Raw genomic sequence first — 13,800 nt, 5'->3', positions numbered from 1 at the left:
GGCGGAATGCCGTCTGTCCTCAGATTACGTCGGGTGAAGGGGTAGCGGGCGCAACTGCGTCAGGTGTTCACCAGGGTGACGGCTCGTAGTCCTTCAGGAAGCACCCGTGCAGATCGACGCCCGACTCACCCTGCACGATCGGGTCGTACACACGGGCTGCGCCGTCGACCAGGTCGAGTGGGGCGTGAAAACCCTCGTCCGCGAGACGCATCTTGGTGTGGTGCGGACGTTCGTCCGTGATCCAGCCGGTGTCGACCGCTGTCATCAGGATTCCGTCGTCGAGCATTTCCTTGGCGCTGGTACGCGTCAGCATGTTCAGCGCGGCCTTGGCCATGTTGGTGTGCGGATGCCCTGGTCCCTTGTAGGCGCGGGCGAACTGACCCTCCATCGCCGAGACGTTGACGACGTACTTGCGCCGTGCCGCTGCGGCCGCCATCGCGGGTCGCAGCCGAGAGACCAGGATGAACGGTGCAACCGAGTTGCACAGTTGAACCTCGAGAAGTTCGATGGGGTCGACCTCCTCGACGGTCTGAACCCAGCTGTTGCTGTGTGCGAGGTCGGGCAGCAGTCCGCCTGCATCGATCGCAAGACCCTGCTCGAGCCGTTCGGGCGACGCCGATTTCGCGACCATGGCGAGGGAACTGACGGCTTCGGGCGTCATCGCTGCGTGTGCCATTGCAGAAGCATCCGACAGCGAGCCTGCGAGTGCGGCCGGATGGGCATCGCTGGTCTTGCCGAAGGTCAGTACCTCGGGTAGTTGCCCGGACGGGAGCGCGCCGCGCTCGGCGTCGGCCAGCGCACTGTAGGCGCCGGGGGAGCGTCGCACGGTCTGGGCGGCGTTGTTGATCAAGATGTCGAGAGGCCCCTGCTCCGCCACCGAATCCGCGAGCGCCACGACCTGGGCCGGATCACGCAGGTCGATACCGACCACGCGCAGACGGTGCAACCACTGCGCACTGTCCTCCATCGCGGTGAACCGTCGAATGGCGTCGTTGGGAAAGCGTGTGGTGATGGTGGTGTGGGCGCCGTCCCGCAGCAACCGAAGTGCGATGTACATGCCGATTTTCGCTCGGCCCCCGGTGAGGAGGGCACGGCGCCCGGTGAGATCGGTGCGGGCATCGCGCTTGCTGTGGCTTCGCGCCGCGCACTCGGGACACAGCTGGTGGTAGAAGGCGTCGACTCGGGTGTACCGCTGCTTGCAGATGTAGCACGGGCGGGGCCGGATCAACGTGCCGGCGACCGAGCCTTCCGTGTTCGACTCGAGCAGGATGCCGGCCGTCTCGTCGTCGATACGGTCGGGGGAGCCGGTGGCGGTGGCCGCGACGACCTTCCGATCGGCGTCGGACACCGCGTTGCGTGCGGAGATGCGCCGCCGCTTCTTCAGTCTCTTGAAGAGGTGTCCGACTGCGCGCTGCACCGTGATCGAATCCGGATCGTCGTCGTCCAGTGCCGCAGCCTGATCGAGAACCCGCAGACAGATCTCCAGGTCTGCCGGATCGATTCGGGCCACATCATTGCGCGGCCCAAGATTCCGCTCGTGCTCATCCACGCGGTTCTCGCCCTCTCACGAAGAAAGCCCCGGTTCCAAGGAACCGGGGCTTCTCGTCTGTCTCAACTCAGAACTGTCTGAAAATCAGCGTGTCCGAGGGGGGACTTGAACCCCCACGTCCGTTAATAGGACACTAGCACCTCAAGCTAGCGCGTCTGCCATTCCGCCACTCGGACTTGCTCCGCACCAAGGCACGGAGCACCGCATCTTCGAACACATCGTGCCCGTTTCTGTGGTGCCGAGAAAGACTAACCGATGAATCGCCGCGGCCCAAATCGCCTTGTGCGACGAGGTGGAAAGGTTGCGTTCACCTGAGCGTTTCCCACTGTGCGGTGGTAGGAAAGTGGGGTGTCTTCCACGGAAAAGAACCGGAGTCCTGCCCGCGCCGAATCCGAGATCGTCGATCTCGTCAGCTCCTTGATCCGATTCGACACCTCGAACACCGGTGAGCCGTCGACGACGAAGGGCGAACGCGAGTGTGCCGAATGGGTCGCGGCGCAATTGCAGGAAGTCGGATACGAAACGGAGTACGTCGAATCGGGGGCCCCGGGGCGAGGGAACGTATTCGCACGATTGAAGGGCGCGGACAGTTCTCGTGGCGCCCTCATGCTGCACGGTCATCTCGACGTCGTTCCCGCGGAGCCGGCCGACTGGCGGGTGCACCCGTTCGCGGGTGCGGTGGAGGACGGCTACGTGTGGGGTCGTGGCGCCATCGACATGAAGGACATGGTCGGCATGATCCTTGCAGTCGCAAGGCAACTCAAAGCCGAGGGGACCGTCCCGCCGCGTGATCTCGTGTTCGCCTTCGTTGCGGACGAGGAGGCCGGTGGCAAGTTCGGATGCCAGTGGCTGGTGGAGAACCGTCCGGACCTGTTCGACGGTGTCACCGAGGCAGTCGGTGAGGTGGGTGGCTTTTCGCTCACCGTCCCCAAGCCGGACGGGGGTGAGCGGCGCCTCTATCTCGTGGAGACGGCCGAGAAGGGCCTGGGGTGGATGCGTCTGACGGCCAAGGCCAGGGCCGGACACGGATCCTTCCTGCACGAGGACAACGCCGTGACCATCCTGGCGCAAGCAGTGGCCCGCTTGGGAGCCCACCGATTCCCGCTCGTGGTCCCCGACTCCGTTGCAGAGTTTCTGCAGGCGGTCGGCAACGAGACCGGGTTGGACTTCGACCCGGCCTCCCCGGACCTCGACGGCACACTCGCGAAGCTCGGCAGTATTGCCAACATCATCGGGGCCACGCTGCGTGACACCGTCAATCCGACGATGCTCGAGGCGGGATACAAGGCGAACGTCATTCCCCAGACGGCGCACGCGGTGGTCGACTGCCGAATACTTCCCGGACGGCAGGCCGAGTTCGAGAAGACTGTGGACGAGTTGATCGGACCGGACGTGACCCGCGAATGGATCACCAAGCTCGATTCCTACGAGACGACGTTCGACGGCCACCTGGTCGATGCGATGAACGATGCGATCCTCGCCAACGACAGCGAAGCCCGGACGGTGCCCTACATGCTCTCGGGTGGCACGGACGCGAAAGCCTTTGCAAAACTGGGTATTCGGTGCTTCGGCTTCGCGCCCCTCCATTTGCCCGCAGATCTCGATTTCAGCGCACTCTTCCACGGAGTGGACGAGCGAGTCCCTGTGGACGCACTAAAGTTCGGTACGCGCGTGCTCGAACACTTCCTGATGCACAGCTGATCCCCAGACAGAAGTGACACGAGAGAGAGGAACGGTATGCCCCACGATCCGTACGCGGACCTTCCGAAGCTGCCCACATTCGAGTTGACGTCGGAAGACATCAGCGAGGGCCAGCCCTTGAAGGTCGAGCAGGTCAGCGGAATCTTCGGTGCCGGCGGCCACGACAACTCGCCCCAGCTGTCCTGGTCGGGGTTTCCGCCCGAGACGAAGAGCTTCGCGGTCACCATGTACGACCCGGACGCACCCACCGCCTCGGGGTTCTGGCACTGGGCGGTGGCGAACATTCCCGCAGCCACCACGTCCCTCGTGGTCGGTGCCGGTGACGACGGCGGCACCGGTATCCCGCACCCGGGCGTCACGCTGAAGAACGACGGCGGACTGCATCGGTTCCTGGGTGCCGCGCCCCCGGCAGGCCACGGCCCGCATCGGTACATCGTGGCCGTGCACGCCGTGGACGTCGACACGCTGGAAGGCGTGACAGCGGACTCGACGCCGGCCTTCCTCGGATTCAACCTGTTCTCGCATGCGATCGCCCGCGCCACCATCACGGGAACGTACGAGCAGTAGCTGTCACTTGTGAACGAGTGTGGGGGCCGCGTATCGCGGCCCCCACACTCGTTTCGTTCTCGTTGTCGGTCGAGCGGCCTTCAGGCGTCCACGCCCGCGCCGACAGCCTCGGAGATGGACGAGTACCCGCGTTCGCGGAGCTTTCGTGCGATGCCCTTGTGGATGCCGCGCATCCAGAACGGACCGCCGTAGATGAAGCCCGTGTAGCCCTGCACGAGTGCGGCGCCGGCGAGGATGCGTTCCCACGCCTGATCGACCGTCTCGATGCCGCCCACCGAGACCAACGCGATGCGGTCGCCGACGCGTGCGCGCAGCAGACGAAGAACCTCGACCGATCGATCGGCTACCGGCGCTCCCGACACCCCACCGGGGCCGATCGCGGCGACATCCGGTTGCGGTGTCACGAGCCCGTCGCGCCGGATGGTCGTGTTCGTGGCGACGATTCCCGCCAGGCCGAGTTCGAGAGCCAGATCGGCCACGGCTTCGATGTCCTCGTCGGAGAGATCCGGTGCGATCTTCACCAGTACCGGAACGCTGACCGTGTCCAGGACTGTCTGCAGAAGCGGACGGAGCGTGGACACCGCCTGAAGGTCTCGGAGACCAGGTGTGTTGGGTGAACTGACGTTGACGACGACGAAATCCGCGAGTGGGCCGAGAAGGCTGGCGCTCTGCCGGTAGTCCTCGGCGGCGTCGTCGACCGGAACGACCTTGGTCTTGCCGATGTTGGCGCCGATCGGGATTCCGCCGCGGCGCTGACGCAGGTAGTTGGCCGCGTGGCCGGCGCCGTGATTGTTGAAGCCCATGCGATTGACGAGTGCCCGGTCGGCAGGCAAGCGGAACAAGCGCGGCGTGGGGTTGCCCGGCTGGGCCTGCGCAGTGACGGTGCCGATTTCCGCGAAACCGAACCCCAGTGGTCCCCAGGCGTCGACCCCGGTGGCGTCCTTGTCGAAGCCGGCGGCGAGGCCGAGCGGCGCGGGAAAGTCGACGCCGAACACAGTGGACCGCAGTACCGGGTCGTCGACCACGAGGAGTCGGGAGATCAGCCAGCGCACGGGAGGAACCCGTGTGGCGAAGCGCATCGCGACGAATGCCAGATGATGGATTCGTTCCGGCGGAGCGAGGAACATCAAGCGCAAGAGCAGGTGATACACGTAGTTCTCCCTAGATTCCCGGATCCGGAACATGATGCGCGGTCTTACGCCGTTCGAGCAAAACACGCCTGGTTCCGTCCGAATACAGGCGGACGCGCGATAGTTTCCAGCCCCCGAATTCCGCGTGGATGGACAGTCGCAATGCTGCGCTGATGCGCGTCACTTCAGGTGGAAGTCGCAGGTGCACGAACTCCGCATCCTCGTTTCCGGGACCTTGCGTGACGACTTCCCACCCCTTCGGCAGTCTCGACGAACCGGACGACTGCGGTGGGGGTGGCGTCGTCACGGCGCGGCCCGGGTAGGGATGCGTTGCAGGCCGTCACCTGCCGCGGATCCGACGAAGAGGTCACCGGTGCGCGAATCCACGGCGACGGAGTTCGGCTGCCGGACCGTGGTGAACCGGGCCGTTTCGACGCCGACCCCCGAGGAAAGATCGAATCCGACCACCTCGTTGGTGCCCGACAAGGTCACCCACACGGTGTCGGTGCCGGAGTCGTGGGCAACTCCGACGGGTGCGGGACCGACCGGGAATCGCTGACGCAGCGTCAGCGAGTCCGTCGTGTAGACCAGCAGTTCGTCGCCGGGGGTGTCGGTCACGAGGATGCGACCGAACGAGTCGGTCGTGAGCGAGTGAGCGCCCTCGCCTACGCGTAGCGCCACGCCGAGGGACTCCTCGTTCACGTCGATATCGGTGACCGAGGTCTGCTTCCGATCGAGCGCGGTGAGACTGTTTCCGACGACCGCGAACGCGTCGACCGAGGCGAGTCCGGTGATGGTCCGAACATCGTTCGTCTTCGGATCGATGATGCCGATGGTCCCGTTGTCGGTACCGGCGACGATCCGGCCGTCGTCGAGCTGTGACACCGAAAGTACGTTGCCCTCGAAGGGCGTGGACGTGATCTCGCCGGTATTCAGGTCCAGACGCCCGACCTGATCCTTCATGGCGAGGAGCGCCGTTCCGTCGCCGACCGGCGTGACCTGCCGAACAGGCCGGTCCGTGCCTACTTCTCGCGGCGGTGCGGCCGGATCGTCGTTCTCGAACAATCGAACCTGTCGTCCGTCGTCACCGGTCACGATCAGGGTGTTCGTCGCCGGATCGATCGTTGTCGAATCGACCGAGAAGGGCAGTGGTTGGACGACGCCCGCAGGTGCAGTTGTGACGGGTGGCGATTCGGCGGCAGTGGCACGCTCGATCGTCTGGACCTTGTCCTGATCGTCGCCCGAAGAACAGCCCGCCACCAGCAGCAATGCCGATCCGAGGAGTGTGGCAACCACACGCAGTCCGGGACGTTTCATGTAATGCTCCCTCGGATTCGGGCCGACTGTTCGACCCCATCAGCATCCCTGATCGGCGCAACGCCGTTGCAGGCGACTCGGGATAGCGGCCGATTCGGGTTACCGTGTGATCGGTTCGCGCGGTCGACCACCGCCGTCAGCGAGGAGAGATCCGTGGAACGTTTCGGTTCCCAGTTCACAACCGAATACATTTCCGCCGGTGCACATGCCCACGGTTTCGGTAGAACGGACGATGGGCGCCAGTACACGTTTCGCGTGTGTGGCCGGACCCTGGTCGCCCGGATCTACCGGTACGAATCCGGGTATTCGGTGCCCGATCGGGAGGATGTGATCGCCGAGGTTCGCCGATCGGTCACCGAGATCGATCTGAGCGACGAACGCAGCGTGATTGCCGTGGTGCGGGACGCGGTCGCCGACCCGGCCGCAGACACCGGCGAAGACCGCCGTGGAGAAGGATCGGCAGTGCGTGCCGTCCTCGCCAAATTGGGTCTCTAGGCGTCGTCGACCGGCAACCGGTCGCGTTTGGGGATCACGAGTGTGGCACCGGTACGGGGGTGCGCCATCACCTCGACCGGGTGTCCGTACACCTCGGTGAGCAGATCCTCGGACAGGACGTCGGCAGGCGGGCCGTCGGCGACGATTCGCCCCTTCTCCAGCACGACGATGCGGTCGGCATAGGCAGCAGCGAGAGCGAGGTCGTGCAGCACCACGACCACTGCTTTGCCCTGCGCGGCGCGTTCGCGTGCAACCGTCATCACCGTCTCCTGATGACCGAGGTCGAGTGCTGCGGTGGGCTCGTCCAGAAGAATTGTGTCCGTCTGTTGCGCGAGGACCCTCGCCAATGCCACGCGGGCGCGCTCGCCGCCGGAGAGCGCGGTGAACGGTCTGTCCGAGAACGTGTCGACATCGCAGATGCGCATCGATTGCTCGACGAGCGCCGAGTCCTCGTCGGCACGAGAAGTCCGAGCCCAGGGGGAGCGTCCCATGGTGACGACCTGGCGTGCGGTGAACGAGAATCCGACCGTGTGCTGCTGCGGAAGGACGGACCTGCGCTGAGCCATCTCCAGGTGCGACCACTGCGGCAGTGAACGGCCGCCGAGTTCGACGTGTCCTGAACTGACGGGCTGGTCTCCGGACAGTGCGGCCAACAGGGTGGACTTGCCGGCGCCGTTCGGTCCTACCAGCACGAGGATCTCGCCCGCCCGCACGTCCATCGAGACGTCGCGGAGGATCGCTCGATCTCCGAATGTCACGTCGATTCCCACGGCGCGCAGCGTGACCGCTCCGGTTCCGGCCGGCGGAGGTGGCCCATCGACCCTGCGTGCCGACGCAAGTCTTCTCAGGGCCCGGATCATGCCCAACCCCCTTGGCTCGCACGGGTGCGGCGGAGGAGCCAGAAGAAGAAGGGACCACCGACCAGCGCCGTCAACATGCCGAGCGGCAGGTCTGCGTTCTGGACGAGAGTGCGCGCCCCGAGGTCGGCCAGCAGGAGTACCAACGCACCACACAGAGCGCTGGCCGGGATCAGGATTCGGTGGCCGGGGCCGACCATGATGCGCATCAGATGGGGCACTACGAGACCGACGAACAAGATGATCCCCGTGAACGCCACACTCGACGACACCAGAATCGCGACCAGGAGCACGGCGATCAGTCGTAGTCGTTCGACGTTCAGCCCCAGGTGGCGTGCCGCGTTCTCGCCGAGCGCGAGCAGGTCCAATTTCGGTGCGATGAGCATGGTGACGGCGATGCCGGCGATCGCCATCGGCGCGACCACTGCAACCGAACTCCAGGTAGCGGCGTTCAAGCTGCCCAGCTGCCAGAACACGATCTGGTCGCGTGCCGCTGGATCTGCGACGAAGGTGAAGAAGGCGATCAGACCCCCCGCGAACGCGTTGACCGCCACGCCGGTGAGCACGAGTGTGACCACCTCGGTGCGACCGTCGTGTCTCGCGAGCAGGTAGACGCCGACCGTGGTGACGAGGCCGGCCGCGAACGCGGCTGCCGCGACGGACCATCCGGCGGCGAAGGTGCCGCCGACGACGAATGCCGCGCTCGCTCCCACCGCGGCGCCGGCGGACACTCCGATGACCCCCGGTTCCGCGAGTGGGTTGGCGAACACGCCTTGGAGAAGCGCGCCGGCGCAACCCAATGCGGCGCCCACCAGAATTGCCAGAACCACCCTGGGGAAACGAACCTCCCACAGGGTGACGTCACCGCTCGGATGGGCAGGGACAGGGCCGAGGTCGAGGCCGATGCGGTGCAGAATGCTCCCGACGACCTCCAGGGGACTCGTCGGTACCTGTCCGATGCAGGCGGACAACACCGAACACACCAGGAGAGCCACCACCAGACCGGCCAACACCATCGCCGCTCGGCTGCGCGATTTGTTGCCGGAGCCGACGTCTATACCGACGTTCACGTAGTTGCGGGCGGATACAGTGCGTCGGCCAGTGCCGCGAGCACGCGACCGGTATTGGGGCCGAAGCTCAGGAGAACTGCGTCCGCCATCTCGACAACCTGCTGGTTCTTGCCCGCCGGAGTCTGAGCGATACCGGGGATCTTCTCGAGCCCGTCGATGCCTCCGATGGACTCGAGCCCATTCGTCATCATGAGGAACACGTCGGGCGCCGCGGCGATCATCGCCTCGCTGGTGATGGGGGAGAACTGTTGTGTGAGACCGGATTCGGTTCCGGCGTCCACCGCGCCGAGAGCTTCGATGAGCGAATCCGCGCCGGAACCCGGCCCACCCATCATGGTGAGAGCGGTTCCTCGCATGTACAAGAACGCAACTTTCGGTGGGTCCGTGCCCTCCGGAACTCGGTCGTGCGCCGCCGCTATCTCTGCTTCGGTGCGTGCGGCCAGATCGCGGCCGGCGTCAGGCACTCCGAGTGCGTCCGCAACAGCGGTGATCTGTGGCGCCACGCCTTCGAGTGTTCGGGCCGGATCGAAGAACACGACCGGAATTCCGGCATCTCGCAACTGGTCCTGAACACCCTTGGGTCCGATGCTGGTGTCCGTCAGGACGACCGTGGGAGCGAGATTCAGAATTGCCTCGGCGTTGAGGGACTGCCCACCGGGCGTGACCACCGGAACGTCTGCTGCTGCAGGGAAATCGGAAGCGATGTCGCGTCCGACGACGTTGTCGCCGAGTCCGAGAGCAAAGACCGTTTCGGTGAGAGTGCCGTATCGGTCGGCGGTGACGATGCGGCTCGCATCGTCGATGGTCACCTCCGCACCGTCGAAGCTGTGGACGGTGGTGGGCAACGCAGGTGCCGGCATTTCGGCCACGGGTTGCGGGTCGGGGTCCGCCAGCGTCGCGGTGCGTGGTCCCGACGATCCCGAACCGGGATCCGCGCCCGACGCGCAGGCCGTGACGCCGAACAATGCGACCACCGACACGACTGCGACAGCAGCGATGCGTCGCCTCATTTGACGAGGTACCTCTCGATGTCGGCCTCGAGATCCGCGAACAACTGTCCGTTCAGGCGATACGCCGTGTTCACCTCGTCGATGACACGTTGCTGCTCCTGCTCGGTCAGCGGGGCGGCATCGAGTTTCGCCCGATAGGAGTCCTTGAACGGCTTCGGCTTGGGGATACCGTCGAAAATGTAGAAGCGGAGCCCGTCGGTTCGATATCCATAGGCGCGCTCGAGCATTCGCCTGATGATCTGTCCGCCCGACAGGTCGCCGAGGTATCGGATGTAGTGGTGCGCGACGAACCCGGCCGGCCAGCCGAATGCGACTTCGTCCAGGCGTGCGACGTACCGCTCCGTGGCGGGGAGTGGACGTATCGTTTCGCGCCACTGTGGGCCACGATGGAACTCCAGGTCCGCCTCGAGTGCGGGAACTCGAAGCAGTTCCTCGGCCAGGAACGGGGCGACCACTGCGTCGTCGGCGTGAGTCCGACCGGCTTCTTCGAGCCGGGTGTACACGAGGTACGTCTGCGCGAGGAGCTCTGCGTAGCCGTCCGATGTCAGCTCGCCGCCGAGGAGAGCGCCCACGAACCGGGACTGCTCCGTCTCGCGGTGGGCTGCGTCGGTGCCGGTCCGGAGGCGTTCGGAGAATCCGGCCGCCTCGTCTGGACGTTCGGCAGTCCGAATCTGACTGGTCATGCTGCTCCTCGCCTGTACGCCGATGCCGGTTCGCGTACCAGGTTAGCCTGACCTGCCTTGGGCGTGAACCGGCTACGCGCTGACGTCGTCGAGCGCCGCGCTGATCGCGGGTGGAAGTTCCAATTCCTCGGCGACGAGCACCCCGGTCAGCTGCGCGATGTCGCGGGCACCCACGATCGCGCTGGAGACTCCGGGACGGTCGCGCACCCAGGCAAGGGCTACTGCGAGTGGTGAGGTGCCGAGACCGTCGGCGGCGGTGACGACGGCGTCGACCACTCTGTTCGAGGCATCGCCGAGGTAGCTCCGTACGTGGTCGGCGTGGGCCTCGTCGGCACCTCGGGAGTCGACCGGCACACCGTTTCGATACTTTCCGGTGAGTACTCCGCCTGCGAGGGGTACCGCCGAGAACACGCCGACGCCGTGGTGAAGAGCCGCCGGTACGAGTTCTTCTTCGACGCCGCGTGCGAGGAGCGAATATTCGATCTGGGTTGCGACCAGGTCGGTGTCGCGCGCCGCCGACGCTGCGGTTGCGAGCTGCCATCCGAGATAGCCACGTGCCCCGACGTATCGGACACGCCCGCTGGTGACAGCGTGGTCGAGGGTGGTGGCCACCTCGTCGACGGGAGTTGCCGGGTCCCAGGTGGCGACTTGCCACACGTCGAGGTAATCCGTGCCGAGTTCACGAAGAGTGGAGTCGAGCTGAGCGAGAAGACCTCTGCGTGAGCAATCGACTCGGCCGCCGCCGATACCGGCGCTCGAGCTGACGACAAGCTGTTCGCGAGGCACGACGTCCCCGAGGAGTTCGGCGAGAATCCGCTGCGCCGCACCGTCTCCGTATGCGGGGGAGCTGTCGACCAGCGTGCCACCGGCGTCGGCGAATGCCGAGATCTGTGCTGCGGCTTCGTCTCCATCCGTGTCGCGACCCCACGTCAGAGTCCCGAGACCGAGTCGCGACACTCGAAGCCCACTCGCTCCCACCGTTCTCTGTTCCATAACCCGGCAGAGTAGTGGGCAGGCCGGGGCGCCTACCCATGCCACGCCGAGTTGATCGGTGAAGTTCGTGTCCCGGTACCGTGGCGCCGGTGAATTACGAACTCGACGCGGATGATTGGCGCCACACTCCCGAAACGGACATCTTCCATCTCGGAGCGGGCCGCACGAAGGTGAGTGAGTGATGGGCGAGGCGATGACCTGGCTTCAGGCGGTCGTACTGGGAGTTGTTCAAGGGTTGACCGAGTTTCTGCCGGTGTCTTCTTCGGGGCATCTGCGCATAGTCTCCGAGATCTTCTTCGGCGACGACGCGGGTGCATCGTTCACGGCGGTGACTCAGCTCGGTACGGAACTGGCGGTCCTCATCTTCTTCGCCCGCGACATCGCTCGGATCGTGACGGCGTGGTTCAGGGGATTGCTACACGCCGAGCATCGAAGTGATCTCGACTACCGCATGGGGTGGTACGTGATCATCGGCACGATCCCGGTCGGTGTGCTCGGCTTCCTGTTCAAGGATCAGATCAGGACGGGTGCTCGCAACCTCTGGTTGATCGCCACGATGCTGATCGTGTTCGCGCTCGTGATCGCCGCGGCCGAGTACTACGGCCGCAAGGTGCGCCCGTTGGACCAGTTGAACGCGCGCGACGGCATCATCATGGGTTCGGCGCAGGCTCTCGCCCTCATTCCGGGTGTGTCCCGCTCCGGCGGCACGATCAGCGCCGGACTGTTTCTCGGACTCACCCGTGAGGCGGCCGCCCGCTACTCGTTCCTGCTGGCGATCCCCGCGGTCGTCGCGTCCGGTCTGTTCAGCCTTCCCGACGCATTCGAACCAGCAGGATCGGGTCTCAACGCGAGTGGAGCCCAGCTCCTGGTTGCGACCGTCATCGCCTTCGCAGTCGGCTATGCGGCGATTGCATGGTTCCTGAAGTTCGTGGAGAACCACTCGATGTACTGGTTCGTCGGCTACCGAATCGGGCTCGGTGTGATCGTGATGGCACTGCTGGCGACCGGCGTCGTTTCCGCCACCTGACCGGCCGTTCGGAGTCCTCGAGTTTAGGCTGGGCGAATGACAGTTGTCCTGCTCCGTCACGGTCGGTCGACGGCCAACACCGCCGCAACTCTGGCGGGTCGCACCCCCGGCGTCGCCCTCGACGAGCGCGGCCGGCAGCAAGCACGATCGGTCGTCGACCGATTGGCAGGTGTTCGATTGGCGGCGATCGTGCGGTCTCCGCTGCTGCGTTGCGAGCAGACCGTGGAGCCGTTGGCACTCGAGCACGAATTGACTCCGGAGGCCGACGACCGACTCGTCGAGGTCGATTACGGAGAGTGGACGGGGCGCGAACTGAAGTCGCTGGTGGAAGAGCCACTGTGGAAGGTCGTGCAACAGCACGCCTCCGCAGCGGTGTTTCCCGGCGGCGAAGGATTGGCGCAGGTGCAGTCCCGTGCCGTGGCAGCAGTGCGTGAGCACGACGCCCGATTGGCGAAGGAACACGGCGGTGACGTGGTCTGGGTGGCGTGCAGTCACGGTGATGTCATCAAGTCGATACTCGCCGACGCGCTCGGTTCGCACCTCGACGGTTTCCAGCGGATCGTTGCGGAGCCGGCATCGATCAGTGTCGTTCGGTACACCGACACCCGACCGTTCGTGCTTCGCATGAACGACACCGGTGGCGATTTCTCGGGCCTCGTCGGCACTGCACCGAAGCGAGACGGACCGGCGGTATCCCAATCGGTGCCCGGCGGGGAGGTCTGACTGTGACTATTGACGGATAATGAGAAACAGGCGAGCGGGCACGACTTCGGCGATGCCCGGCTTCAACCCAAGGAGGTGCAATGTCACGCGCGATCCACGTATTCCGCACCCCCGATCGATTCATTGCGGGCACGGTCGGTCAGCCAGGTGACCGGTCTTTCTACCTGCAGGCGGTGCACGATGCCCGGGTGGTGAGTGTTCTGTTGGAGAAGCAGCAGGTACAGGTACTCGCGGACCGCATGGGTCTGTTGCTCGAAGAGGTCCACCGTCGGTTCGGCACCGATGTGCCGCCGGAGGGTGACCAGCCGGGTGACTCGAGCCCGCTGGTGACGCCGATCGACGCGGAGTTCCGGGTCGGCACGATGGGGCTCGGCTGGGACGCGGACGCGGAGGCCGTCGTGGTCGAACTGTTGGCCGTGAGCGAGACGGAGTTCGACGAGTCGGTGGTCCTCGACGATTCGGAGGAGGGGCCCGACGCCGTGCGGGTGTTCCTCACCCCGATTCAGGCACGGGAGTTCTCGTTGCGCTCGGAGCGCGTCATCGCCGCCGGCCGGGCGCCGTGCCCGCTGTGCGGCGAACCCTTGGCACCGGAAGGGCACATGTGTATTCGCACCAACGGGTATCGCCGCGGCGAGAGTTTCGGACTGCTCGCACCCGATGCGGACGAAGAGGAGTGAC

At 65.4% G+C, this 13,800-nt stretch carries 15 protein-coding genes and 1 tRNA gene; 6 read left to right on the top strand and 10 right to left on the bottom strand.

What is annotated here, in order from left to right; translation table 11 throughout:
- Window positions 1-67: 67 nt before the first annotated feature.
- Window positions 68-1,549: an SDR family NAD(P)-dependent oxidoreductase gene (locus ACZI8R_RS03090; protein ID WP_463378073.1), complete on the bottom strand. Its 1,482-nt coding sequence runs from the start codon at window positions 1,547-1,549 to the stop codon at window positions 68-70.
- A gap of 90 nt (window positions 1,550-1,639) precedes the next feature.
- A tRNA-Leu gene (locus tag ACZI8R_RS03085) sits at window positions 1,640-1,725 on the bottom strand.
- Between the two features lie 172 nt (window positions 1,726-1,897).
- On the opposite strand from ACZI8R_RS03085, the gene ACZI8R_RS03080 reads away from it, so the two are divergent.
- Together ACZI8R_RS03080 and ACZI8R_RS03075 are read left to right on the top strand one after the other, a co-directional pair.
- Window positions 1,898-3,250: a M20/M25/M40 family metallo-hydrolase gene (locus tag ACZI8R_RS03080; RefSeq protein ID WP_463378072.1), complete on the top strand. Its 1,353-nt coding sequence runs from the start codon at window positions 1,898-1,900 to the stop codon at window positions 3,248-3,250.
- A gap of 36 nt (window positions 3,251-3,286) precedes the next feature.
- Window positions 3,287-3,817 carry a YbhB/YbcL family Raf kinase inhibitor-like protein gene (locus ACZI8R_RS03075; RefSeq protein WP_463378071.1) on the top strand — a complete coding sequence of 177 codons (531 nt, stop codon included), beginning with the start codon at window positions 3,287-3,289 and terminating at the stop codon, window positions 3,815-3,817.
- 80 nt (window positions 3,818-3,897) lie between these two features.
- Here the strand turns inward: ACZI8R_RS03075 and ACZI8R_RS03070 are convergent, their stop codons facing one another.
- Genes ACZI8R_RS03070 through ACZI8R_RS03060 form a run of 3 tightly spaced genes read right to left on the bottom strand, consistent with a single transcriptional unit; the run spans window position 3,898 to window position 6,264 of the window.
- A complete protein-coding gene (locus ACZI8R_RS03070) occupies window positions 3,898-4,968 on the bottom strand; it encodes a quinone-dependent dihydroorotate dehydrogenase (protein ID WP_463378070.1) in 1,071 nt (356 codons plus the stop codon).
- Between the two features lie 10 nt (window positions 4,969-4,978).
- Window positions 4,979-5,254 (bottom strand): DUF5703 family protein, encoded by a 276-nt coding sequence (locus tag ACZI8R_RS03065; RefSeq protein ID WP_463378069.1) that lies wholly within the window; start codon window positions 5,252-5,254, stop codon window positions 4,979-4,981.
- Window positions 5,251-6,264, bottom strand: coding sequence for a hypothetical protein (locus ACZI8R_RS03060; RefSeq protein WP_463378068.1), 1,014 nt, complete (start codon window positions 6,262-6,264; stop codon window positions 5,251-5,253). The genes ACZI8R_RS03065 and ACZI8R_RS03060 overlap by 4 nt, the downstream gene beginning before the upstream one ends.
- A 153-nt stretch (window positions 6,265-6,417) precedes the next feature.
- Between ACZI8R_RS03060 and ACZI8R_RS03055 the strand changes: the two genes are divergently transcribed.
- On the top strand, window positions 6,418-6,759 hold the full coding sequence (locus ACZI8R_RS03055) for a hypothetical protein (RefSeq protein ID WP_463378067.1): 342 nt from the start codon (window positions 6,418-6,420) through the stop codon (window positions 6,757-6,759).
- Here the strand turns inward: ACZI8R_RS03055 and ACZI8R_RS03050 are convergent.
- The 5 genes from ACZI8R_RS03050 to ACZI8R_RS03030 all read right to left on the bottom strand — a co-directional run bounded on the left by ACZI8R_RS03050 (window position 6,756) and on the right by ACZI8R_RS03030 (window position 11,372).
- A complete protein-coding gene (locus ACZI8R_RS03050; protein ID WP_463378066.1) occupies window positions 6,756-7,619 on the bottom strand; it encodes a heme ABC transporter ATP-binding protein in 864 nt (287 codons plus the stop codon). The two genes, ACZI8R_RS03055 and ACZI8R_RS03050, sit on opposite strands and share 4 nt — an antisense overlap.
- Window positions 7,616-8,632 (bottom strand): FecCD family ABC transporter permease, encoded by a 1,017-nt coding sequence (locus tag ACZI8R_RS03045; protein ID WP_463378208.1) that lies wholly within the window; start codon window positions 8,630-8,632, stop codon window positions 7,616-7,618. The genes ACZI8R_RS03050 and ACZI8R_RS03045 overlap by 4 nt, the downstream gene beginning before the upstream one ends.
- Before the next feature lie 50 nt (window positions 8,633-8,682).
- The gene (locus ACZI8R_RS03040) at window positions 8,683-9,696 is read right to left on the bottom strand and encodes a heme/hemin ABC transporter substrate-binding protein (protein WP_463378065.1); all 1,014 of its coding nucleotides are present in this window, start codon (window positions 9,694-9,696) and stop codon (window positions 8,683-8,685) included.
- Window positions 9,693-10,379, bottom strand: a complete 687-nt coding sequence (locus ACZI8R_RS03035) for a biliverdin-producing heme oxygenase (RefSeq protein ID WP_463378064.1) — start codon at window positions 10,377-10,379, stop codon at window positions 9,693-9,695. The genes ACZI8R_RS03040 and ACZI8R_RS03035 overlap by 4 nt, the downstream gene beginning before the upstream one ends.
- A gap of 72 nt (window positions 10,380-10,451) precedes the next feature.
- Entirely contained in the window at window positions 10,452-11,372 is a 921-nt protein-coding gene (locus tag ACZI8R_RS03030) for an aldo/keto reductase (RefSeq protein WP_463378063.1), read from the bottom strand.
- A gap of 181 nt (window positions 11,373-11,553) precedes the next feature.
- On the opposite strand from ACZI8R_RS03030, the gene ACZI8R_RS03025 reads away from it, so the two are divergent.
- From ACZI8R_RS03025 to ACZI8R_RS03015, 3 genes are all read left to right on the top strand, one after another.
- Window positions 11,554-12,399, top strand: coding sequence for an undecaprenyl-diphosphate phosphatase (locus tag ACZI8R_RS03025; protein ID WP_463378062.1), 846 nt, complete (start codon window positions 11,554-11,556; stop codon window positions 12,397-12,399).
- A 36-nt stretch (window positions 12,400-12,435) separates the two neighbouring features.
- A complete protein-coding gene (locus tag ACZI8R_RS03020) occupies window positions 12,436-13,122 on the top strand; it encodes a histidine phosphatase family protein (protein ID WP_463378061.1) in 687 nt (228 codons plus the stop codon).
- A gap of 80 nt (window positions 13,123-13,202) precedes the next feature.
- Window positions 13,203-13,799 carry a DUF3090 domain-containing protein gene (locus tag ACZI8R_RS03015; protein ID WP_463378060.1) on the top strand — a complete coding sequence of 199 codons (597 nt, stop codon included), beginning with the start codon at window positions 13,203-13,205 and terminating at the stop codon, window positions 13,797-13,799.
- Window position 13,800: the final 1 nt, after the last annotated feature.

Source organism: Rhodococcus huquni (assembly GCF_055231055.1).
This window is presented reverse-complemented; position numbering and strand designations above follow the sequence as displayed.